At 66.6% G+C, this 21699-nt stretch carries 26 protein-coding genes; 14 read left to right on the forward strand and 12 right to left on the reverse strand.

Annotated elements, in window-relative coordinates; all coding sequences use genetic code 11:
* The first annotated feature begins 32 nt into the window (after nucleotides 1-32).
* From DER72_RS12965 to DER72_RS12995, 7 genes are all read left to right on the forward strand, one after another.
* Nucleotides 33-536 carry a transcriptional initiation protein Tat gene (locus DER72_RS12965; RefSeq protein ID WP_110070411.1) on the forward strand — a complete coding sequence of 168 codons (504 nt, stop codon included), beginning with the start codon at nucleotides 33-35 and terminating at the stop codon, nucleotides 534-536.
* An 88-nt stretch (nucleotides 537-624) separates the two neighbouring features.
* Nucleotides 625-2208, forward strand: coding sequence for a GMC family oxidoreductase (locus tag DER72_RS12970; protein ID WP_110070412.1), 1584 nt, complete (start codon nucleotides 625-627; stop codon nucleotides 2206-2208).
* 14 nt (nucleotides 2209-2222) lie between these two features.
* Nucleotides 2223-3203, forward strand: a complete 981-nt coding sequence (locus DER72_RS12975; protein WP_110070413.1) for a thiamine pyrophosphate-dependent dehydrogenase E1 component subunit alpha — start codon at nucleotides 2223-2225, stop codon at nucleotides 3201-3203.
* A 14-nt stretch (nucleotides 3204-3217) separates the two neighbouring features.
* The gene (locus tag DER72_RS12980; protein ID WP_110070414.1) at nucleotides 3218-4249 is read left to right on the forward strand and encodes an alpha-ketoacid dehydrogenase subunit beta; all 1032 of its coding nucleotides are present in this window, start codon (nucleotides 3218-3220) and stop codon (nucleotides 4247-4249) included.
* An 11-nt stretch (nucleotides 4250-4260) separates the two neighbouring features.
* Nucleotides 4261-4497, forward strand: a complete 237-nt coding sequence (locus DER72_RS12985; RefSeq protein ID WP_110070415.1) for a biotin/lipoyl-containing protein — start codon at nucleotides 4261-4263, stop codon at nucleotides 4495-4497.
* A gap of 11 nt (nucleotides 4498-4508) precedes the next feature.
* The gene (locus DER72_RS12990) at nucleotides 4509-5255 is read left to right on the forward strand and encodes a 2-oxo acid dehydrogenase subunit E2 (protein ID WP_110070416.1); all 747 of its coding nucleotides are present in this window, start codon (nucleotides 4509-4511) and stop codon (nucleotides 5253-5255) included.
* 15 nt (nucleotides 5256-5270) lie between these two features.
* A complete protein-coding gene (locus DER72_RS12995) occupies nucleotides 5271-6005 on the forward strand; it encodes a lipoate--protein ligase family protein (RefSeq protein WP_110070417.1) in 735 nt (244 codons plus the stop codon).
* 72 nt (nucleotides 6006-6077) lie between these two features.
* On the opposite strand, the gene DER72_RS13000 is transcribed toward DER72_RS12995, so the two are convergent.
* The 4 genes from DER72_RS13000 to DER72_RS16210 all read right to left on the reverse strand — a co-directional run bounded on the left by DER72_RS13000 (nucleotide 6078) and on the right by DER72_RS16210 (nucleotide 9466).
* Complete coding sequence (locus DER72_RS13000; RefSeq protein WP_110070418.1) at nucleotides 6078-7127, reverse strand: 2,3-butanediol dehydrogenase; 1050 nt, start codon at nucleotides 7125-7127, stop codon at nucleotides 6078-6080.
* A gap of 190 nt (nucleotides 7128-7317) precedes the next feature.
* The gene (locus tag DER72_RS13005) at nucleotides 7318-7917 is read right to left on the reverse strand and encodes a VOC family protein (protein ID WP_110070419.1); all 600 of its coding nucleotides are present in this window, start codon (nucleotides 7915-7917) and stop codon (nucleotides 7318-7320) included.
* Between the two features lie 253 nt (nucleotides 7918-8170).
* The gene (locus tag DER72_RS13010; protein ID WP_110070420.1) at nucleotides 8171-9277 is read right to left on the reverse strand and encodes a histidinol-phosphate transaminase; all 1107 of its coding nucleotides are present in this window, start codon (nucleotides 9275-9277) and stop codon (nucleotides 8171-8173) included.
* A 33-nt stretch (nucleotides 9278-9310) separates the two neighbouring features.
* Nucleotides 9311-9466, reverse strand: coding sequence for a hypothetical protein (locus tag DER72_RS16210; protein WP_181395673.1), 156 nt, complete (start codon nucleotides 9464-9466; stop codon nucleotides 9311-9313).
* Between the two features lie 270 nt (nucleotides 9467-9736).
* On the opposite strand from DER72_RS16210, the gene DER72_RS13020 reads away from it, so the two are divergent.
* From DER72_RS13020 to DER72_RS13030, 3 genes are all read left to right on the forward strand, one after another.
* Nucleotides 9737-10093, forward strand: a complete 357-nt coding sequence (locus tag DER72_RS13020; RefSeq protein ID WP_110070422.1) for a RidA family protein — start codon at nucleotides 9737-9739, stop codon at nucleotides 10091-10093.
* 105 nt (nucleotides 10094-10198) lie between these two features.
* Nucleotides 10199-11203 carry a DUF4105 domain-containing protein gene (locus tag DER72_RS13025; RefSeq protein ID WP_110070423.1) on the forward strand — a complete coding sequence of 335 codons (1005 nt, stop codon included), beginning with the start codon at nucleotides 10199-10201 and terminating at the stop codon, nucleotides 11201-11203.
* A 323-nt stretch (nucleotides 11204-11526) separates the two neighbouring features.
* Entirely contained in the window at nucleotides 11527-12876 is a 1350-nt protein-coding gene (locus DER72_RS13030; protein ID WP_110070424.1) for a Na+/H+ antiporter family protein, read from the forward strand.
* A gap of 51 nt (nucleotides 12877-12927) precedes the next feature.
* On the opposite strand, the gene DER72_RS13035 is transcribed toward DER72_RS13030, so the two are convergent.
* The 4 genes from DER72_RS13035 to DER72_RS13050 form a co-directional block, all read right to left on the reverse strand.
* Nucleotides 12928-13668: an RNA methyltransferase gene (locus tag DER72_RS13035; RefSeq protein WP_110070425.1), complete on the reverse strand. Its 741-nt coding sequence runs from the start codon at nucleotides 13666-13668 to the stop codon at nucleotides 12928-12930.
* Nucleotides 13669-13886: 218 nt separating this feature from the next.
* Entirely contained in the window at nucleotides 13887-15527 is a 1641-nt protein-coding gene (groL, locus tag DER72_RS13040) for a chaperonin GroEL (protein ID WP_110070426.1), read from the reverse strand.
* 56 nt (nucleotides 15528-15583) lie between these two features.
* Nucleotides 15584-15877 (reverse strand): co-chaperone GroES, encoded by a 294-nt coding sequence (locus DER72_RS13045; protein WP_110070427.1) that lies wholly within the window; start codon nucleotides 15875-15877, stop codon nucleotides 15584-15586.
* Nucleotides 15878-16076: 199 nt separating this feature from the next.
* Nucleotides 16077-16610: an FxsA family protein gene (locus DER72_RS13050; RefSeq protein ID WP_110070428.1), complete on the reverse strand. Its 534-nt coding sequence runs from the start codon at nucleotides 16608-16610 to the stop codon at nucleotides 16077-16079.
* A gap of 229 nt (nucleotides 16611-16839) precedes the next feature.
* Between DER72_RS13050 and DER72_RS13055 the strand changes: the two genes are divergently transcribed.
* Entirely contained in the window at nucleotides 16840-17601 is a 762-nt protein-coding gene (locus tag DER72_RS13055; protein WP_110070429.1) for an SDR family oxidoreductase, read from the forward strand.
* A gap of 94 nt (nucleotides 17602-17695) precedes the next feature.
* Here DER72_RS13055 and DER72_RS13060 read toward each other — a convergent pair whose 3' ends face one another.
* Complete coding sequence (locus DER72_RS13060; protein WP_110070430.1) at nucleotides 17696-17977, reverse strand: ComEA family DNA-binding protein; 282 nt, start codon at nucleotides 17975-17977, stop codon at nucleotides 17696-17698.
* A gap of 323 nt (nucleotides 17978-18300) precedes the next feature.
* Between DER72_RS13060 and pyrF the strand changes: the two genes are divergently transcribed.
* Entirely contained in the window at nucleotides 18301-19002 is a 702-nt protein-coding gene (pyrF, locus tag DER72_RS13065; RefSeq protein ID WP_146209063.1) for an orotidine-5'-phosphate decarboxylase, read from the forward strand.
* Nucleotides 19003-19009: 7 nt separating this feature from the next.
* On the opposite strand, the gene lapB is transcribed toward pyrF, so the two are convergent.
* The 3 genes from lapB to DER72_RS13080 are packed head-to-tail and all read right to left on the reverse strand — an operon-like array spanning nucleotide 19010 to nucleotide 20853.
* The gene (lapB, locus tag DER72_RS13070; protein ID WP_110070432.1) at nucleotides 19010-20191 is read right to left on the reverse strand and encodes a lipopolysaccharide assembly protein LapB; all 1182 of its coding nucleotides are present in this window, start codon (nucleotides 20189-20191) and stop codon (nucleotides 19010-19012) included.
* Complete coding sequence (locus DER72_RS13075) at nucleotides 20192-20497, reverse strand: lipopolysaccharide assembly protein LapA domain-containing protein (protein ID WP_110070433.1); 306 nt, start codon at nucleotides 20495-20497, stop codon at nucleotides 20192-20194. It lies immediately after the preceding gene.
* Between the two features lie 59 nt (nucleotides 20498-20556).
* A complete protein-coding gene (locus DER72_RS13080; RefSeq protein ID WP_110070434.1) occupies nucleotides 20557-20853 on the reverse strand; it encodes an integration host factor subunit beta in 297 nt (98 codons plus the stop codon).
* A gap of 191 nt (nucleotides 20854-21044) precedes the next feature.
* On the opposite strand from DER72_RS13080, the gene DER72_RS13085 reads away from it, so the two are divergent.
* Both DER72_RS13085 and DER72_RS13090 read left to right on the forward strand, forming a co-directional pair.
* Nucleotides 21045-21338, forward strand: coding sequence for a succinate dehydrogenase assembly factor 2 (locus DER72_RS13085; protein WP_110070435.1), 294 nt, complete (start codon nucleotides 21045-21047; stop codon nucleotides 21336-21338).
* Nucleotides 21339-21384: 46 nt separating this feature from the next.
* Entirely contained in the window at nucleotides 21385-21696 is a 312-nt protein-coding gene (locus tag DER72_RS13090; RefSeq protein ID WP_110070436.1) for a hypothetical protein, read from the forward strand.
* Nucleotides 21697-21699 lie beyond the last annotated feature (3 nt).

Genomic DNA, 21699 nt, shown 5'->3' on the forward strand with positions numbered 1-21699 from the left:
GACCTGCCAATAACAAGATGAGGAGTCACGCCATGACCGCTTCTCCCCGGGCGACGCTCAGCCGTCGCCGTTTCCTCTCCCTGACCGGGGCCATGGCCGCTGGCGGCCTGGCGCTGAGTGCCACCGGGCTGTGGCCGCGCTGGGCCCTGGCCGAGCCCGACCTGGCGGGGCGCCTGCTGCGCCTGGGTCGGGATATCTATCCCCATGAGGCGATCGAGGATCGCTACTACCTGGCATCACTGACGCCGCTCCTCGAGAAGCAGCGCGATGAGGTTGCCGCCGGCCTCGATGACCTGGATCGCCGCGCCCGGGCAGCCCATGGCAGCGATTATGCCGGGATCGAGGATGACGCCGAACGTGAAACCTTGTTGCAGGAGATTCAGCACACGCCGTTCTTCGCGCAGGTCAAGGGCAACCTCTTGATGGGGATCTACAACAACCCGGACCTGTGGCCCCTGTTCGGTTATGGAGGCTCCTCCTGGGAACAGGGGGGTTACCGCCATCGCGGCTTTGATACCACGCCGGATTGGCTCTGAGTGGGCGCGGATAACGATGAGTCGCCGTCCATGACTCGATAACGACGCGACGATAGAACGTCGCGATAACAACAGAGGGCACAAGCGTATGAGCAGGCAATTCGATCTGAATGATGACGGCCTCGTGGTGATCATCGGTTCCGGTGCCGGGGGGGGTACCCTCGCCAATGAGCTGGCACAAAAGGGTATTCGCTCGGTGGTTCTGGAAGCTGGCAAGCGCTTCACCATGGAGGATATCGAGAATGACGAGTGGGGGATGTTTAACAAGATCAGCTGGCTAGACCAACGTAATCTAGTGGGGCCTTCTCGTCTGGCCGAGGACTTTCCCAATCTGCCCGCCTGGATCGTCAAGGGCGTCGGTGGTTCCACCATCCACTGGGCTGGAGTCGCCATGCGTTTTCAGGAACACGAATTCAAGATGAAAACGCTCAACGGCGCCATTCCCGGAGCAAATGTGGAGGATTGGCCGCTATCGCTGCAGGATCTCGAGCCCTATTACGCCCTGGCGGAGAAAAAAATGGGCGTGTGTGGTACCGAGGCGACCGGCATGCCTTTTCACGGCAAGAGCACCCACTATCAAGTCATCGAAGCCGGTGCCAACAAAATCGGTGCCCGCTGCGAGCAGGCACACCTGGCCATCAATACCGTGCCATTCGACGGGCGGGCGCCCTGTCAGGTCACCGGCTTTTGCATGCAGGGCTGCCGCTTCGGCGCAAAGTGGTCGACTATGTATACGGAGATTCCCAAGGCCGAAGCCACCGGTAATGTGGAAGTCAGACCCAACTGCATGGCCCTGAGAATCGAGCATGACCGTAACGGGAAGGCGACCGGTGTGCTCTATGTCGATGCCGATGGGGTGGAGCAGTTTCAGAAGGCGCGCATCGTCGCCGTGGCGGCCAATTCCATCGAGTCGCCGCGTCTCCTGCTCAACTCCGCCTCCAGTCTGTTCCCCGATGGGCTGGCCAATTCCTCGGGCCAGGTAGGCAAGAACTACATGACCCATGTCACCGGAGGCTCCTATGCGGAGTTCGATCATCCGGTGCATATGGAGCGCAGCACCGTGGTGCCCGGCATCGTCAAGGAGTGGGAAGACAACGACCCCTCCCGCGGTCATGTTGGTGGCTACGAGCTGGAGGCCCTGCATCTGGGGCTGCCCTTCATGGCGGCGTTCCTGGACCCGGGGGCAGCCAATGGATGGGGGCGGCAGTTTGCCCAGTCCATGGAGAATTACAGCCGGATGGCGGGGTTCTGGATCTGCGGGGAAGACCTCGCCCTGGAGTCCAATCGCATCACTCTGCATCCCACCGAGAAGGACCCGTACGGCTTGCCGGTGCCGGTGGTGCACAAGGCGGATCACGACAATGATACGCGCATGCGCAACCACGCCTACCGGATGTCCAAGGAGCTGTTTACGGCCATCGGTGCGTACCATGTGAATGACCTGCCGCCCTATCCGGCCAGCCACAACATGGGCACCAATCGCATGCATGCCAATGCCCGCGATGGTGTCGTCAATCAGTGGGGCCAGTCCCACGATATCGATAACTTGTTCATTTCCGACGGCAGCCAATTCACCAGCAGTGCCACGGAAAACCCCACCCTGACCATTGTTGCCTTGACGATTCGTCAAGCCGAATACATCGCCGAGCGCATGACGCGCGGCGAGCTCTAAGAGGAGTGATATCCATGCAACCGACAGCCGAACAGCGGCGCTGGATGTACCGGAACATGGTACTGAGCCGCTATCTCGAGGAGCGCATCGAGGCGCTCTATATGGAAGGCAAGACCCCGGTCTTCAACATGGCCAAGGGCCCCATCCCCGGAGAGATGCATCTCTCCAATGGCCAGGAGCCTTGTGCGGTGGGGGTCTGCGCCCACCTGACGGCGGACGACATCGTCACCGCCACCCATCGTCCCCACCATATCGCCGTGGCCAAGGGGGTCGACCTGGACGCCATGGTCGCCGAGATCTTCGGCAAGGCCACCGGGCTTGCCGGCGGACGCGGCGGCCATATGCACCTCTTCGATGGCGACGTGAACTTCTCCTGCTCGGGGATCATCGGTGAGGGCCTGGGCCCGGCGGTGGGGGCGGCGCTCTCCCGCCAGATGCAGGGCAAGCCCGGCGTGGCGGTGGCCTTTATGGGGGAGGGGGCGGCCAACCAGGGCGCCTTCCACGAGGCGATGAACCTGGCCGCGGTGTGGCAGCTGCCAGTGGTCTTCGTCATTGAGGACAACGCCTGGGGAATCTCGGTGGCCAAGCAGGCCTCTACCGCCGTGCCGCGAAATGCTACCCGAGCCGCCGCCTACGGCATGCCGGGCCACCATGTGGCCGACAACGACGTGGAGGGCGTCTATGCCGCGGCGGGCGAGGCCATCGCCCGGGCCCGCGAGGGGCTGGGGCCGAGCCTGATCGAGATAGAGACGGTGCGTCTGGCCGGCCACTTCATGGGCGACGGCGAGGACTACCGACCCAAGGGCGAGAAGGAAGGGCTCGCCGATCCCATTCCCCGCTACCGCGCGGCCCTGCTCGAGGCTGGGGTGCTCGACGAGACAGCCGATGCCGCCCTGGTGGCCGAGGCCCACGAGCGGGTCGAGGCGGCCATCCGCTTCGCCCAGCAGAGCGACTTCCTGCCGCCCGAGGCGGCGCTGGAAACCGTCTTCGTCTAACCGGGAGCACGACCATGACTACTGTAACCAAGAGCGCCAGCCGCAAGCTGACCATGGCCCGGGCCATGGCCGAGGCCACCGCCCAGGAGATGCGCGTGGACCCACGGGTCTTCGTGATGGGAGAGGACGTGGGACCCCTCGGCGGGGTCTTCGGTAATACCCGGGGCCTCTTCGATGAGTTCGGCCCGGAGCGCATCCGGGACACGCCGATCTCCGAGACCGCCTTTATCGGTGCTGCGGTGGGCGCCGCCTCCGACGGCATGCGGCCCATTGTCGAGCTGATGTTCGTCGACTTCTTCGGGGTGTGCATGGACGCCATCTACAACCTGATGGCCAAGAACACCTACTTCTCCGGCGGCAAGATCCCGGTGCCCATGGTGCTGATGACTTCTACCGGTGGTGGTTACTCCGATGCCGGACAGCACTCCCAGTGCCTCTACGGCACCTTCGCCCACCTACCGGGCATGAAGGTGGTGGTGCCGAGCAATGCCTATGACGCCAAGGGCTTGATGACCGCGGCGATCCGCGACGATAACCCGGTGGTCTTCATGTACCACAAGGCGCTGCAGGGCATGGGCTGGCTGGGGACCGAGAAGGGCGCCACCGTGGCGGTGCCGGAGGAGGCCTACACCGTGGAGATCGGCAAGGCCGCGGTGACACGGGAAGGCAGCGACCTGACCCTGGTCAGCCTCGGCGCCGGCGTGCATCACTGCCTGCGCGCCGCCCAGGCGCTCGAGGCCGAGGGCTTCTCCGCCGAGGTAATCGACCTGCGCAGCCTGGTGCCGCTGGATCGCGAGACGGTGCGCGAGTCGGTCGCCAAGACCGGACGCCTGATCGTGGTCGACGAGGACTACCACAGCTATGGGGTCAGCGGCGAGATCATCGCCAGCGTGGCCGAGCACTCGAGTTGTCGCCTGCGCGCCGCTCCCAAGCGGGTGGCCTACCCGGACATTCCCATTCCCTTCGCGCCGACCATGGAGCAGTGGGCCCTGCCCAATGCCGACAAGATCGTCGCCGCCTTCCATCAAATGCTGAGTGAGAGTTGAGGAGAGACCCTATGACGACCGAAATCACCGTACCCGCGGACCTCTGGGAGGGCGAGACCGAAGGCGTGATCACCGCCTGGCTCGTCAATGACGGGGCCGAGGTCGCCCAGGGCGACCTGGTCGCCGAAGTGATGGTGGAGAAGGCCCAGTACGAGATCGAGGCGCCGGTCTCTGGGCGACTCAGCATCGCCAAGGAAGAGGACGAGGTGGTGAGCAAGGGGACCCTGATCGCCACCCTGGAAGCATAAGGAGGCTGGAGATGAGACTGGAGACTCCAGAAACCCAGGTGCCCGCCCCCGAGGGGGCGGATGGCGCCACGGCGCAGATCAAGCTGCGCGGCATGCGCGGCATGATCGCCGCCAAGATGCTGCAGAGCCTGCAGCAGTCGGCCCAGCTGACCCACCACGCCAGCGCCCGCCTGGATGCCCTCCAGGCGCTGCGCGAGCACTGCCGGCGACGCGGGCTCGCCGTGCCCTCGCTGCAGGACCTGATGCTGCGCTTGCTTGTCCAGACCCTGGGCGATTTCCCTGCACTCAATGCCACCCTGGAGGAGAACTGCATCACCCGGCATGCCGCGGTGCACCTGGGGCTGGCGATTCCATTGCCCGACGACCTGCTGGTGGCCCCGGCACTCTTCGATGCCCAGACCCTGCGCCTGGGCGAGCTGCCCGAGGCACGCCGGAAACTCACCGAGCAGGCGCGCAGCGGCAAGCTCGGCGTCAAGGCGCTGACCGGCGCGACCTTTACGGTATCGAACCTGGGGCGCTCCCGGGTGCATCACTTCACGCCGCTGCTCAACCTGCCCCAGGTGGCGATCCTCGGCATCGGAGGTGTGGAAATACGGGCCGTGCCAGACTCGGAGGGTTGGCGCGCCGTGGAGGTGATCGGCCTGTCGCTGACCTTCGACCATCGCGCCGTCAATGGGGCGCCGGCGGCCGCCTTCCTCGATGCCCTATGCGAGCGTATCGAGGGGCTGGCCAGCGATGCCTTCGACCATGAACTGTGACGCGGAGCTCGCGCCATGATGCCTGCCTGTATCCTGCACAGCGACGACATGACCCTGCGCCGGCCCAGCGTGGCGGAGGGGCTGGCCATGGAGGAGGCGCTGCTGGAGTCGATCTGCCACGGTGAGAGCGACGTTGGTCTGGTGGCCTGGTCGCCCTGCGACCGCGCCCTGGTGATGCCGCGTCGCCATGAGCGCCTGGTGGGTTTTCCCGAGGCCCGGGAGGCACTCGAGGCGCGGGGCTGGCCGATCCAGTTTCGCTCCACCGGTGGCACCCCGGTGCCTCAGAGTACGGCGGTGATCAACGTGGCCCTGGCACGGCGTTGCCGAATAGGCAGCTCTGCTGCTCATATGGAGTGGGGCTATCGCCGGCTCGGAGAGCCCTGGTGCGACTGGCTCCGCGAGCTCGGTATCGCGGACTCCAACCTCGGCGAGGCGCCGGGCGCCTACTGCGACGGGCGCTTCAATGTGCGCATTGGCGAGCGCAAGCTGGTGGGGACCGCCCAGCGCTGGCGGCGGGTGCGGGGCTGTCGAGATATGGCAATGCTGGTCCACGGTGCCATGCAGGTGGGGGGAAGCCCCGAGGTCCTGGTGGAGGTGGTCAATGCCTTCCAGGCCGCCATCGGCGACTCTCAGCGCTTTTCGCCGGCGAGCCATGTAGCTCTCGGCCAGTTGCTGCCGGAGGCAAGGGTCGAGGCGGCCCTGCCCGAGCTGCTGGGGCGACTGGCCAAGGCTGTCACGAACGGCTTCTGATTCGACTATCCCAGCCAACGTGAACGGGGCCCATAATGGCCCCGTTGTGGCTTGTTTGCCGAGCCGTTGTCGTCAAGGCTCAACCATGATCTTGATGTGCGATTTGTCGTTGAGCAGAACCTCGAAACCCCGGTCGACTATGTCTTTCAGGGCGATGCGCGCGGTGACCAGATCCTCGGCGCGGAAGTAGCCCTGCTCCATGAGGGCGATCACGGCAGGGTAGATATGCCGGTAGGCAATGATGCCCTTCATGGTGCGCTCCTTGATCACCAGGTCGTTGGGCTGGAAGGCCGCTTCCGTTTCCCAGATGCTGACGATCACCGTCTCTCCGCCAGCGTGGGTGGCGTTGATGGCCTGGTTCAGCACGGCGGGAATGCCGGTGACCTCGAAGGCAAAGTCGGCTCCGCCATGGGTCAGAGCATGCACCTGTTCCACTGCGTCCTGCTCCCGGGGATCCACTACCCAGGCGCCCAGGTCGGCGGCTTTGTGCCGGCGTGCGGCTGAGGGTTCCACAGCCACGATCCTGGACGCGCCGGCGGCCTTGAGGGCCTCGATGATCACCAGCCCGATCGGGCCGGCGCCGAAGACCACGGCGTTGTCGCCGGCCTTCAGAGAGCTCTGGCGCACCGCGTGCAAGCCCACCGCGGCTGGCTCGACCAGGGCGCCCTGTTCATAGGAGAGGGAGTCGGGCAGGGGGTGGACCATGTGCTCACCGACCACGGTGTATTCCGCAAAGCCGCCTCCGCCACCCGAGAGCCCGTGGAAGCCCAGCAGGGGCGTCAGGTTGTAGCGCTCCATGAGGTATTGCCCATCCTTGTTGGGGGAGAGGATAGGTTCGATGGCCACCCTGTCCCCGGGCTTGACCCGGGTGACGCGCTCTCCCACCTCCACGACCTCGCCGGCGAACTCGTGGCCCATGATGATGGGCGCACGCTGCTGACTGAGGGGGTGCGGTTCCTCGACCGGAATGAAGATGGGTCCGGCACTGTACTCGTGCAGGTCGCTGCCGCAGATGCCGCATGCGGCGACCTTCACCTTGACCTGGTGAGGGTCCTTGAGGGTCGGGATCTCGACCGCTTCTACGCGAAGGTCCCTGGCCTTGTACCAGATTGCAGCTTTCATGGTGTTTGTCATCGGTCCACCTCGTCATGTCACTGTGCCGATGAAATCAGGCGCATGCATCGAGCCGTTCTGCCCGTACTGCTCGGCTATCCTGCCTGGGCCTGCTGTCGGCATGCGCCTTGTGATATCGGCATCCTTGTATTGGGGAAGCAGAAGCGGCATCACAGGATGCCGCCGTAGGTGGATAGGTTCAGAAGCGCGGGTCCCAGAGCCGGCTTCCGGTTTCGGCCTCGTAGCCCATGCCGTAGGGTGAACTGACCAGTTCCAGCTGCATGCCCCATGGCGCCATGAAATAGACCCAGCTCAGCCCCTCCATGGGCCCTTCGGTAAAGGTCTTGGGTTCGCCCAGTACCTCCACGTCGTTCTCCTTGAGGTAGGCAACGGCGCTCGCCATGTCGTCCACGTAGAAGGCGATATGGTGGCCGCCGATGTCGCTGTTGCGTGGCTGTTCGGTGCGTTGATCCGGGGCTGTGTACTCGAAGATCTCCAGGTTGGTGCCATTGCCACAGCGCACCAGGTGGGCGGCTGGGATAGTGGCTTCTGCATGAACGTCGAGGTTCACGTCCATCCAATCGTCATCGAAGGGGCCGAAGGGCCCGATAGTGAAGAAGGCCTCGCAGCCGATCACATCGACGAAGAAATCCACCGCTGCCTGGCGGTCGGGAACGGTGAAGCCGAAGTGCTGGGTGCCTCGCATACCGGGGATTTCTGCCTGGGCCAGTTGGCTGGCCATCAGCAGGGCCAGGGAGAGAGGAGCCGCCGCGGGGGCATGCTTTAGCGTAGCGAACATGACATATCTCCTTTGTTGTGCATTGTTGTCAGTGACAGATGCCACCTGAATGCAGGAGCAATGGCCATGCCAGTAGAAGGGTGGGTATAAAAGGTTTCTTAATCAGTGTGTTGTCACGAATGTTTCGGGTTGCCAGGAGCTGGAAGGTGTCAAGGTCGCTACAGTCGTTTAACGGCTGTAACGTGACAGGTGTATATGGGGAACTGGTCTGTGCGCTTGGATTCAGCACCGCCCTCGGGCGGTGCCTGTGTTTTCAGCGCTCGGAAAGTGCCGCCTCCAGGGTGGCGAGCCGCCCCGGCACCAGGGCGTCTTCCACGGCGGTGATGCGCAGCACATGGCCCAGTGCCGGGTCGGCCGGGCGGGCGATCAGCTTGCCCTCGTCGAGCAGGGCGCCGTGCAGCTGGCCGGCCAGCTCGGCGCTGGCCAGGCGGATGCCGACGAAGTTGGTGGCGCTGGGCAGCACCTCGGCTCCCAGCTCGCGCAGGTGGGCCGCCAGCCGCTCGCGGCGCTCCCTCACCGCGGCCACGTGGGCAGTGACCTCGGCGGGGGCGTCCAGCACCACCTCGGCAGCGGCCTGGCTCAGGGTCGACACCGCATAGTGGATGCGCACCTTCATCATCATCGCCAGCGTCTCGGGCTCGGCGATGGCGTAGCCGACCCTGAGCCCGGCCAGGCCATGGGCCTTGGAAAGGGTGCGCAGCCGGATCACCCCGGGCAGCACCCGCCGCCCGAACTCGCCGTCGGCATCCTCGCGAAAGTCGTGATAGGCCTCGTCCAGCAGCAGCCAGCAGTCGTCGGGTAGCGCGTCACGCAGCGCCAGCACGTCGGCATCACGATGCAGGTGGCCGCCGGGGTTGTCGGGATTGGCCAGGTAGACCAGCCGAGCCCCCTGCTCGCGGACGGCCGCGGCCAGGGCGTCGAGATCCGGTGCCAGGCGGCCGGGCCCCTCGTCGTAGGGCACCTCCACCAGCCGGCAGCCATGGCCCCGGGCGAAGTAGGCGAAGGTGGGGTAGGTGCCGGTGGTGCTCACCACCACATCGCCCGCAGCGGTGGCGGCGCGCAGCGACAGCGCGATCAGGCTGTCGGCGCCGGCGTCCACCAGCATCGCCTCCAGGGGAATGCCCTTCTGCTCGGCCAGGCGCCGCCGGATGCCCAGCGCCTCGGCGTCGCCGTAGCTGTAGACGTGGGCCGCCATGGCATCGCCGAAGTGCTCGCGCAGGGCGCGGTGGGGCATGTCGAGCCCCTCGTTGGAGCCGAGCTGGTGGGGGATCTCGCGGCCCAGGCGGCGTTCCAGCACGCGCACCCCGGGGAAGGGGTTGTGGGGGCCGTCACCGGTCAGGTGGTCGGGAAAGCGGGGCATGCAGAACTCCCAGTCAGTCGTCGTGTATGGGTGTCAGGGTTCGAGCTGATAGGTCAGCCAATCGGTGCGGGTGGCGTGACGGTCATAGACGCCGCGGGCACGGTAGTTGTGCTCGCGGGTGATCCAGCGCACGAAGGGCCAGCCCTGGCGGCGAGCCTCCTCGCGCAGCTCGTCCAGCATCTCGTCCACGGCGCCGCTGCCGCGACGCGCCCGACGCCTGGAGCCATCCCCATACGGTATCAAGGATCGTGGCGTCCCTCAGCCGATTCACGTTCATGAACCACAGCATCTGGGCCAGGGTGATCGAGAGCAGCAGGTGATAGCCCAGGGCCAGCCAGGTGCCTTCGGCACTCGCCTGGCGGGGCCGGGAGCGCTACCCTGTCGGCCTTCCCGGTGCCTGCCTGGCCGGGGAGGCCGACCCACTTCCGGGCCCCGCCCGACGAGACGAGAGAGAGCCACATGAGCGTTACCTATCACGACAGCAACACCCGCATGAGCCAGGCCGCCGTCCACAACGGCACCGTCTACCTGGCCGGCCAGGTGCCGGACGACGCCAGCGCCGACATGCGCGGTCAGACCGAGCAGGTGCTGGCCAAGATCGACCGCCTGCTGGCCGCCGCCGGCACTTCCAAGGAGCACCTGATCAGCGCCCAGGTCTGGGTGACCAGCATGGCCGAGTTTGACCAAATGAACGCGGCCTGGGATGCCTGGGTGGTGCCGGGCCGCCCGCCGGTGCGCGCCGCCACCGAGGCCAAGCTGGCCCGTCCGGACTGGAAGGTGGAGATCATGATCACCGCGGCCCTGCCGGACGCCTGATCCCCTCTGCGGCGGCGGCCTGCGCCGCCGCATCCCGGCAGAAGCGTTGAGGCCGCCTCGGGGCGGTCATGCTAGCCTCGCGCCATTCCGCTCTGGAGACTTTCGATGCTGCTGATCGTCGATCTCGGCCTGAGGTTGGTCATGGCGCTGTGTGCCCTGTGGGGTGGGCTGGCGCTCGGGTATCGCCTGCCGCTGGCGCGCCCCGGCCGGCTGCTGGCGGTGGCCCTGTGGCTGCTGGCGAGCGGGCTCTGGCTCTGGCTCTACGGCAAGGACGCGCGGGTAGGACCAATCGCCGGGCTGGCGGTGCAGATGCTGGCGCTGCTGGCCTGGTGGCGCCGCCTCGAGCCGGCGGCGGATCTCGACTGGGCCGATGATGTGGCCCACCTGGCGACCGGCCGCCAGGAAGGCGAGTGGCTGACCCTGGACTGGGTGCGCTGCTTCGATTGGCAGACGCGCGATCGGGCCCGGGTGGCCTGGGAGTCGCGCCGCTATCCGCTGGACCGGCTCGCCTCGCTGGATCTGATCGTCTCCGGCTGGGGACGTCCCGGCATCGCCCATGTGCTGCTGTCGTTCGGCTTCGCGGGTGAAGAGGGCGAGATCGACGACTTCCTGGCCTTCTCGGTGGAGGTGCGTCGCGAGCGCCACGAGACCTTCTCGGAGATCGGCGGCTTCTTCAAGCAGTATGAGCTTGCGATCATCGCCGCCGACGAGCGGGATGCCGTGCGCCTGCGCAGCAACGTGCGCGAGGAGTCTGTCACCCTCTATCGCGTCACGCTGGGCGAACGAGAGCGCCGCGACCTGCTGCTGGCCCTGGTGGAGGAGGCCAATCGCCTGGAGGAAGCGCCGCGCTTCTACCACACCATCACCGCGAACTGCACCACCCTGGTCTTCGCCATGATGCGGCGGATCATCAAGGGGTTGCCGCTGGACCATCGGCTGCTGCTCACCGGCCTGCTGCCCGGCTATGTCCACGACCACGGCGGCCTGGTACCGGGCTATCGGCTCGCCGAGCTCAGAAGGCTTGGCGACATCACCGACCGTGCCCGCAAGGCCCACGACGCCCCCGACTTCTCGCGGCGCATACGCGAGGGCGTGCCGGGCTGGTCGTGACGCCCCGCCTGCGACCCACAAGAACGCCACGGCAGATGCCGTGGCGTGATGCCATGCCTCCCTGGGCACCCTCCCGGTGCCTGACCGGCCCTCGGCCGCTCCTCCTGAGGTGCATCCTGCACCGGCGCATCCCTGCGGGGCGGGGCAGTCTCCCTTGCCGAGCCGTGCTGCATCGACCCATCGATATCCTCGCCCAGGCAGATGACAGATCGATCACGCCGGCATGGCCGGCAGATGACAGATGGGGGTCGGTTGTGCGGGGCGTCTCTGGTAGAATTCGCCGCTTTGTCATCCAACCCCTTTCTCCTGTTCGGATACATGACATGAATGCAGTGATTCTTGCGGTGCTGGTGATGGTGGGCCTGTCGCTGGCGCGGGTCTCGGTGGTCTTTGCCCTGGTGGTCGGGGCCCTGGTCGGCGGCCTGGTGGGCGGGCTCTCCATCGAGGAGACCCTCTCCGCCTTCAACGACGGCGTCGGCGGCGGTGCCCAGGTTGCCCTGGCCTATGCCACCCTGGGGGCCTTCGCGGTGGCGATCTCGCGCTCGGGTCTGCCCGACCTGCTGGCGCGCAAGCTGATCGGCCTGCTGGGCCAGGAGGCCAGCGAGGCGCGCCAGGCTACGGTCAAGGCGTTGCTGCTGACCGCGGTGCTGCTGGTGTCGATCTCCTCCCAGAACCTGATCCCGGTGCATATCGCCTTCATTCCGATCCTGATCCCGCCGCTGCTCAAGGTGATGAACCAGCTGCGCCTGGATCGCCGGGCGGTGGCCTGCGCGCTGACCTTCGGCCTGACCGCCCCCTACATGCTGCTGCCGGTGGGCTTCGGAGCGATCTTCCTCAACGATATCCTGCTGGCCAATATCAACCGCGCCGGCGAGCTGCTGGGGCTCGAGATCACCCGGGGCATGGTGCCCATGGCCATGGCGGTGCCGGTGGGCGGCATGGCGCTGGGGCTCGCGGTGGCGCTCTTTTTCAGCTACCGCCGCCCGCGGGAGTACCAGGCGCTGGAGGTGGCCACCACCAATGTGCCGCACCATCACCCTGAGCCGCGTGAGTCCCATGCCCTGGGGCTGGTGATGTCGGGGCTGGCCATCGTGGCGGCGTTGGGCATCCAGCTGTGGACCGGCTCCATGGTGCTGGGTGGCCTGATGGGCTTTGCGCTGCTCTCCCTGGGGGGTATCGTCAAGTGGCGCGAGGCCGACGATCTCTTCACCAGCGGCATGCGCATGATGGCGCTGATCGGCTTCATCATGATCTCCGCGTCGGGCTTCGCCGCGGTGATGAACGCCACCGGCGAGATCGACAGCCTGGTGCAGTCGAGCTTCGCGATCATCGGCGACAACCGCGGCCTGGCCGCGCTGATCATGCTGCTGGTGGGGCTCTTCATCACCCTGGGGATCGGCTCGTCGTTCTCCACCATCCCGATCATCGCGGTGATCTTCGTGCCCCTGGCGGTGCAGTTCGGCTTCTCGCCCCTGGCCACCGTGGCCCTGGTGGGCACCGCGGCGGCGCTGGGCGATGCTGGCTCCCCGGCCTCGGACTCCACCCTGGGCCCGACCTCGGGCCTCAACGTCGACCGTCAGCACGACCATATCTGGGACAGCGTGGTGCCTACCTTCCTGCACTACAACATCCCGCTGATCGCCTTCGGCTGGGCGGCGGCGATGCTGTTCTGAGCGCGACGGCGTCCGTGAAACTGAACGGCGGCCCCTGTGGCCGCCGTTCTTCTATTCCTTTCTGTCTGGCAGGTGCTGCTCCACCGAGGCAAGCAGCCCCCGCAGCAGCGAGAGTTCCTTCCGGCTGGGCTGGGCCCGGGCGAAGAGCGCCTGCAGCTGGGCCTCGGTCCGGGCGTGGGGCTGGGTGAGAAAGCCGCTCTCCCGCATCACCCGCGACAGATGGTGGTGGAAGTGGCCGAGCTGCTCGCGGCTGGGCGCGCGCTCCTCCTCGGGGCGCTGGGGCAGGTAGCCGCTCTCCGGGCGCCGGCGCCACGCCTTGAATACCTCGTAGGCCAGCACCTGTACCGCCTGGGAGAGGTTGAGGATGCCGTACTCGGGGTTGGCCGGGATGCTCACCTGGTGGCTGCAGAGACGGATCTCGTCGTTGGTGAGGCCAGAGCGCTCGCGGCCGAACACCAGCGCCACCGGGTCCGTGGCGGCGTGCTCCACCAGCGCCCGGGCCATGGCGTCGGGCTCATCGAAATGGGGCAGCGGCAGGCTGCGTAGCCGCGCGCTGGCGCCCACCACCTGCACGCAATCACTCAGCGCCTCGCCGAGCGTACCCACCACCCGGGCGTTCTCCACCAGATCCTCGGCGCCGGCGGCGAGCCGCGTCGCCTCTTGGTCGGGGAACTGGTGCGGGTTGACCAGCACCAGGTCGCTGAGCCCCATGGTCTTCATGGCCCGCGCCGAGGCGCCGATGTTGCCGGGGTGGAAGGTCTGGACGAGAACGACGCGGATATTCGAGAGCATGGGCAGGCGGCCGGCGTAAGGTGATAAGCGGAGGTTGGGTATCTTACCGGGCCTTCGGCCAGCTACAAGCTGCAAGGGGCAAGCTGGAGTCAACTCCTTGCCACCCGTATTACCGGTACCACGCTGCCTTTCTCCTTATGTAAAAAACCCCGCCGGCTTGCGCCGGCGGGGTCTGTCTCAGGCCTTGCGTGATGCAGCGCCTGGGGCAGGGGGCGTGATTACATCATGCCCATGCCACCCATGCCACCCATGCCGCCCATGTCCGGACCGGCGCCCTTCTCTTCCGGATCGTCGGCGATCATGCACTCGGTGGTGATCATCAGGCCAGCCACGGAGCCGGCGGACTGCAGCGCGGTGCGGGTCACCTTGGCCGGGTCCAGCACGCCCATCTCGAACATGTCGCCGAACTCGTCGGTCTGGGCGTTGTAGCCGAAGTTGCCTTCGCCGCTCTTCACCTTATTGAGGATGACGGAGGCTTCCTGACCGGCGTTGGTGACGATCTGGCGCAGCGGGGCCTCCATGGCACGCAGCGCGATGGCGATGCCGTGGGTCTGGTCCTCGTTCTCACCCTTGAGGTCCTTGATCTTGGTCAGCACGCGCACCAGGGCGGTACCGCCGCCGGGCACCACGCCTTCCTCGACCGCGGCGCGGGTGGAGTGCAGGGCGTCCTCGACGCGGGCCTTCTTCTCCTTCATCTCGACCTCGGTGGCGGCACCGACGCGGATGACGGCCACGCCGCCGGCCAGCTTGGCCACGCGCTCCTGGAGCTTCTCGCGATCGTAGTCGGAGGAGGTCTCCTCGATCTGGGCGCGGATCTGGTTGACGCGGGCCTCGATGTCGCCCTCGTTACCGGCGCCGTCGATGATGGTGGTGTTCTCCTTGGACATGGTCACGCGCTTGGCGGTGCCCAGGTGGTCCAGGGTAGCCTGCTCGAGGGTCAGGCCCACTTCCTCGGAGATCACGGTGCCGTTGGTCAGGATGGCGATGTCCTGCAGCATGGCCTTGCGACGGTCGCCGAAGCCCGGGGCCTTGGCGGCCGCGACCTTGACGATACCGCGCATGGTGTTGACCACCAGGGTGGCCAGGGCCTCGCCCTCGATGTCCTCGGCGATGATCACCAGCGGCTTGCCCGCCTTGGCGACGGCTTCCAGCACCGGCAGCAGCTCGCGGATGTTGGAGATCTTCTTGTCGACCAGCAGGATGTAGGGGTCTTCCAGCTCGACCTGCATGGTGTCCTGGTTGGTCACGAAGTAGGGCGACAGGTAGCCGCGGTCGAACTGCATGCCTTCCACGACTTCCAGCTCGTCCTCGAAGCCACGGCCTTCGTCGACGGTGATGACGCCTTCCTTGCCGACCTTCTCCATCGCCTCGGCGATGATCTCGCCGATGCGCTTGTCACCGTTGGCGGAGATGGTGCCGACCTGGGCGATCGCCTTGGTGTCGGTGCAGGGCACGGACAGGGCCTTGATCTCCTTGACGGCGGCGGCCACGGCCTGGTCGATACCGCGCTTGAGGTCCATCGGGTTCATGCCGGCGATGACGCCCTTCAGGCCCTCGTTGACGATGGACTGGGCCAGTACGGTGGCGGTGGTGGTGCCGTCACCGGCGACGTCGGAGGTCTTGGAAGCGACTTCCTTGACCATCTGAGCACCCATGTTCTCGAACTTGTCTTTCAGTTCGATCTCCTTGGCCACGGAGACGCCGTCCTTGGTGACGGTCGGGGCGCCGAAGGACTTCTCGATCACCACGTTGCGACCCTTCGGGCCCAGGGTGGTCTTCACGGCGTTGGCCAGCAGGTCGACACCACGGGCCATGCGCTTGCGGGCGTCGTCGGAGAACTTGACTTGTTTCGCTGCCATTTCGATCTCTCCTATGAAATCGTGAACGTCTGAGGGATAGCGAGGGGGCTGGGCAATCAGCCCTCGACCACGGCCAGGATGTCGGATTCGCTCATGATCAGGACTTCTTCACCGTCGATCTTCTGCTTCTCGACGCCGAAACCATCCTTGAAGATCACGTTGTCGCCGACCTTCACGTCCAGCGGGCGCACATCGCCGTTCTCGAGAATCCGGCCGTTACCGACGGCAAGCACTTCGCCGCGAGTCGGCTTTTCCTGGGCATTGCCCGGAAGCACGATGCCTCCAGCGGTTTTCTGTTCTTCTTCAACGCGACGGATGATGACGCGATCGTGCAAGGGACGGATGTTCATTGCTCACGTTCTCCTGATGGTTCACATGGCCGGGTTCTCCCGGCGGTTCTGGTCATCGCCTCACAGGCTCCGCCTGCGAGGAGGGAGGCGCTGAGCGCCTTCCGTGTCAATGGCGCGTCAGCCGCGCCGAAACCTGTTGCTGAGCGATAAGTGGGGCTTGCCAAGGGGCTTTCAAGGCCTCCGGGAAAATTTTTTTGGCTCAGCGCCGCGCATCGTCGCGGGAGATGAACTCGCCCTCCAGCGGGCCTTCGCCGCTGCTGCCGTCGCTGGCCGATGACGAGGCGCGTGAGTCTGGCCGCGGCTCGCTTGCGGCCTGCTGCCAGTCATCGGCGTGGCCGCGGCGTGGGCCGGACGCGAAGCCGCCGCCCACGTGGATGCCCTGGGCGCGCACCCCGCCCCGGGCCAGCAGCTTGCCGAGCAGGCGGTGCGCGTCGGGAATCAGGCACAGGAACCCCAGCGCGTCGGAGACGAAGCCGGGGGCCATCAGCAGGGCGCCGCCGAAGATCAGCGCGGCACCGGTGAGCAGCTCCCCGGAGGGGAGCTCCCCGCGCTCCAGGCGCTCCCGGGCGCGGGCGAAGGTGGCGGCCCCTTCGCGGCGGATCAGGTGCAGGCCGATGAAGCCGGTGGCCAGCACCATCAGCAGGGTGGTGAGCAGGCCGATCTGACTGCCCACCGAGAAGAGGATGACGAAGTCGAGCAGGGCGAAGAGGGTAAAGGCAAGCAGAAAGGGCATGGGAACTCCGCGAGGGTCAATTGCGCAGTAGATGGGGGGGCTTCGCGAAAACTCAAGCGTTGACGCGCTCGCTCGCCTCGACGCTGCCAGACTGTATAGATTGTCATATCGATAGCGCTATGGTGCGCCGCACAAACTCTGCTACCTTACTTGTATCCCAAAAGAGCGATGTCAAGGACTCTACCGCCAGATCGGCCCTGAATCGCCCCATCCCCCTGGAGGATTGACGATGAATCTCGATAGCTCCGTGATTGCCATTACCGGTGGCGCCCGCGGCCTCGGCCTGGCCATGGCTCAGCTGCTGGGCAGTCGAGGCGCCCGTCTGGCGCTGATCGATACCGATGCCGCCACCCTGGACGATGCCGTCTCCCGGCTGCATCAGGCGGGCATCGAGGCCCATGGCTTCGTGGCCAACGTGGCCGACGAGACGTCGGTGAAGCAGGCCTTCGGGGATATCGCCGCCTCCCTGGGGCCGGTGAGCGGCCTGGTCAACAATGCCGGCATCCTGCGCGATGCGTTGCTGGTCAAGGCCCGGGATGGCAAGGTCGAGAAGACCATGTCCCTGGAGCAGTGGCAGGCGGTCGTCGATGTGAACCTGACCGGGGTCTTCCTGTGCGGGCGCGAGGCGGCCAGCCAGATGATCGAGGCGGGTAACGAGGGGGTGATCGTCAATATCTCCAGCATCTCCCGGGCCGGCAACATGGGGCAGAGCAATTACGCGGCCTGCAAGGCGGGCGTGGTGGCGCTCACCACCACCTGGGCCAGGGAGCTGGCGCGCTATGACATCCGCGTCGGTGCGGTGGCCCCGGGTTTCATCGAGACCGACATGACCGCCTCCATGCGCCAGGACATGTTGGAGAAGCTGATCTCCGGTGTGCCCCTGCGCCGCCTGGGCCAGCCGGAGGACATCGCCCAGAGCGTGGCCTTCATCTTCGAGAACGCCTACTTCACCGGGCGGGTGATCGAGTGCGACGGCGGCCTGCGCCTCTAACCCCCCCCCTTGCAACGACTCTTACAACGACTGCTCTCATGAGATCGAGCGGCCGCCGGGGACCTTCCCGGCGGCCGCTTCGCTTGGGGCCTCCTCAGAAGCTGACCTGATCCTCCAGGTTGGCGACGGTGCCGGGCCCGATGCCGCTGACCCGCGTTAGGTCCTCGGCACTCTCGAAGGGCCCGTTGGCCTCGCGCTCCTCGATGATGGCGGCCGCCTTGGCCGGCCCGATCCCCGGCAGCTCGGTGAGCAGCTCCGCGTCGGCGGTGTTGACGTTGATCGGCGCCATCTCCTGCGCCACGGCACCGAGCGGTGCCAGGCCGAGCAGCAGGGCGAGCAGTGCCCCGGCCAGTGCGTTGCGTGTCACTCCCTTCATGATCGTCTCCTCATGTTCTCACTGTTCTGGGTGATGCCTATTGCTGGTTGTCGCCGTCGACGGTGTCTTCTTCCTGGACCTTGGGTCGTGCCGCTCACCCGGAGCCCTCTGCGTCGGGGCACTCTTCAAGCTAGCGGGCGCCCGGGGCCTCTATCGTCAGCGGGTGCCGCCAGCCGACGTAGGCCAGGGCCGGCAGCGAGGGGTAGCCACGCGCTTCGCTGGAGGGCTCCCGGGGAGACGCACCGCGGGGCGATCTCCTACGCGAGTTGGTGGTTCGGGCTGATATAATGTCGCTCATCTGTCCCTTGCCTGGAGCCCGGCCCGTGTCTACCGATTCGCCTCTGATCATCGCCCTCGACTATGCCTCCCTGGATGCCGCCCTGTGCATGGCCGATCGCCTCGATCCGGCCCGCTGCCGCCTGAAGGTGGGTAAGGAGCTGTTCACCCGCAGCGGTCCCGACGTGGTGGAGGCGCTGCATGGTCGCGGCTTCGAGGTGTTCCTGGATCTCAAGTTTCACGACATTCCCAACACCGTGGCCGGCGCCGTTCAGGCGGCGGCGGAGCAGGGCGTGTGGATGGTCAACGTCCACGCCGGCGGCGGTCGTCGCATGATGGAGGCGGCCAGGGAGCGGCTTCAGCGCCACGGCCTCTCCACCCACCTGATCGCGGTGACAGTGCTGACCAGCATGGAGGCTGAGGACCTGGCCGAGGTGGGGGGCGACGTCACGCCCGCCGAGCAGGTGGAGCGCCTGGCGCGGCTGGCCAGCCAGAGCGGCATGGACGGGGTGGTCTGTTCGGCCCAGGAGGCCGCGCGGCTGCGCGAGCTGTGTGGCGAGTCATTCCTCAAGGTCACCCCGGGCATCCGCCCGAGCTTCGCGGTGGCCGGTGACCAGCGCCGCGTTATGACCCCGCGTGACGCCATGGCGGAGGGCAGCACCCATCTGGTGGTGGGGCGCCCGGTGACCCAGGCCGATGACCCCATGGCGGCGCTGGCGGCCATCGAGGCCGAGCTGGTCGCCGGCTGAGGTCCTGCTACTCGCCCTCGATGCCGGTGATCGGCTTGGTGGTGCCCCAGCTGCGGCAGCGCGGGCACTGCCAGTGGAGCTGCTCGCCGGCGTGACCGCAGCGCCGGCAGCGGTGGCGGGGCAGGGCCTCCAGCAGCGTGTGGGTGTGACGCTGCAGCAACTGGAGCTGCGCTAGGGGCTCGCCCACGCTGTGCTGGCGGTAGAGGTCGATCAGGTAGTCCAGCGCGCCCAGGCTGGGTTCGCGGTTGAGCTGTTCGCTGACCAAATCGATGGCGGCCTGCAGGCCATCCCGGTGGCGCACCGTCTCGGCCAGCAGGATGATCACGCTGGTGTAGGGCGTGCGCTCTACCAGCTTCTCCAGGTGACGAACCAGCCCGTCCTCGTCGTCGAGGAGGCGATAGGCGGCGGCCAGGGGAGGCAGCAGGGTAGGGGTGAAGGCGGCATCCTGGTCGGGGATGCGGTCGAGTAGGCGAATCTCCTGGCGGTAGTGGCCGGTGTCGTGCTCCATGGCGGCCAGCAGCAGGTTGGCGCGCACGCAGCGGGAGTCGATGGCTAGCGCCTGGCGCAGGTGCTTGCGGGCGAGCCCGGGGCTGGCCTCTAAGCGCTCCTGCTCGGCCAGCTGGCAGAGCCAGTGGGCGGCGGCGCGGCGGATCTCATCGCTCTGGCGTATCAGCTGGGGCTGGGCCACTTCGAGTGCCGCCTGCCACTCTCCCTCGCGCTCCAGCAGGTCCGTCAGCAGGCGCTTGGCCGACAGGCGCCGCTCCTCGTCCTGGGAGTCGCGCACCAGGGTGTGCAGCAGCCGCTCGGCGCGGTCCAGCAGCCCCAGGGCCAGAAAGTCGCGCGCCAGCTCCAGCTGCACACGCTCGCCCTGGGCGCCGGAGAGGGTCGGGCGGGCGAGCAGGTTCTGGTGGATCTTCACCGCCCGGTCCGCCTCGCCGCGGGCGCGAAACAGGTTGCCCAGGGTGATATGGGTGTCGATGGTCTCGCTGTTGACCTCGAGGGCCGCCACGAAGGTCTCGATGGCGCGGTCCTGCTGGTCGTTGAGCAGGTAGTTGAGCCCCACGAAATAATCCCGCGCCAGCCCGGATGATGGCGCGGGATCGGAGGGTTTGCTGCGTTCGCGGCGGCCGAGCCACCAGCCGATGGCGACCGCTGCCAACAACAGTGTTAGCAGCAGGGCGTCGGGCATTTAGGGGAGTTCCTTGAGCTCCTGAACGCGCAGTCGATCGAGCTCCTTGCGCTGCTGCTGGTTGTGGCGCTGGGCGCGGGTCAGCAAGGTACGCAGGCGCAGATAGACGCCGCTCATGGCCAGCATGCCAAGCAGCACCCCGACCGCCAGGGAAGCGAGCAGCCAGACGGACAGCGAGGCCGCGGGGAGCTCGATCCAGATCAGGTTGAGCGGTAGGGCCTGCTGGTTGTTCACGGCGAAGAGAATGCCGACCAGCAGGACGACCAGCAGAATGACGGCCAGGATCAGGCCTTTTAGCCAACGCATGCGCTTGTGTCCCCTGTAATGGTGGTGCCGGTGGTCATGGTATGAGTGATCGGAGCCGATCAGTAGCCCAGGGCGCGGCTGGCGTCTACCTGCTCGCGCAGCTCCTTGCCTGGCTTGAAGTGTGGCACGAACTTGCCGTCCAGCGCGACCGGTTCGCCGGTCTTGGGATTGCGGCCCACCCGGGGTTCCCGGTAGTGCAGCGAGAAGCTGCCGAAGCCGCGAATCTCGACGCGACCGCCCGCGGCCAGGGTGTCGGTGATGTCATCGAGGATGAGGCGCACGGCAGCCTCGACTTCCTTGATCGACAGCTCCGGCTGCCGTGCGGCGATCTGCTCGATCAACTCGGACTTGGTCATCGACGTTCTCCCTCTGCGGTGGGCGCAAGAGCCGGCCCGCCTAGTGCTGTTGTTTCACCAAAGCATACTCGGCAAATTGTGATAAAACAACGCACTACGACCATTGGTAGATGGCGCGGCTGGCGGCTGCCGTTCACGGGGGGGTCGGGTATACTGTGGTGACACATCCCACCGGACAGGCGAGGTCGACGTTGAACGAGCAATCACCCCAGGAAGCGGCACTGCGTAAGCGGCTCTATTGGCACTCCCGCCGCGGTATGTGGGAGCTGGATCTGCTGCTGGTGCCCTTCCTCGAGCAGTGCTACGACAGCCTCGACGAGGCGGATCAGCGGGCCTTTCGGCAGCTGATCAACGAGGAGGACCAGGACCTGTTCATGTGGCTGATGCGCCGCGACTGGCCGGAGGACCCGGACCGCCGCCGCATCGTGCAGCTGATTGTCGAGCATGCCGAAAGCGCCGACAGCATTGGGCATCGTCCCGTCTAGGCTCTCTTTTCTCCTTCACGCCCTGCTGGCCGCTGCGGTGGTTGGCATGGCGTTTCTGCATGCCCCGTCCTGGCTGGCGGCCCTGGTCGCTATCGCGATGCCGGGCGTCGTCCTCGACGCCGCCCGGCGGCGTGTGCGTGGCGAGCTGCGCGCCCTGATGACCGCCGATGGCGGCCTGCGCTGGGAGTGGCGCCAGAGCGGCGAGGCGCCCTGGCACCCGGCTTCCCTCGAGTGCGACTACCTCGGCCCCTGGCTGATCGGCCTGCACCTCAACGGGCGACGGCTATGGCTGTGGCCGGACAGCAGTGACGCCGCCTCGCTATGGCGGCTGCGTCGCCTGCTGGTCCTGCAGCGCTAGCCA

The sequence above is a fragment of the Halomonas sp. A11-A genome, from assembly GCF_003182195.1.
GTDB lineage: Bacteria > Pseudomonadota > Gammaproteobacteria > Pseudomonadales > Halomonadaceae > Halomonas > Halomonas alkalicola.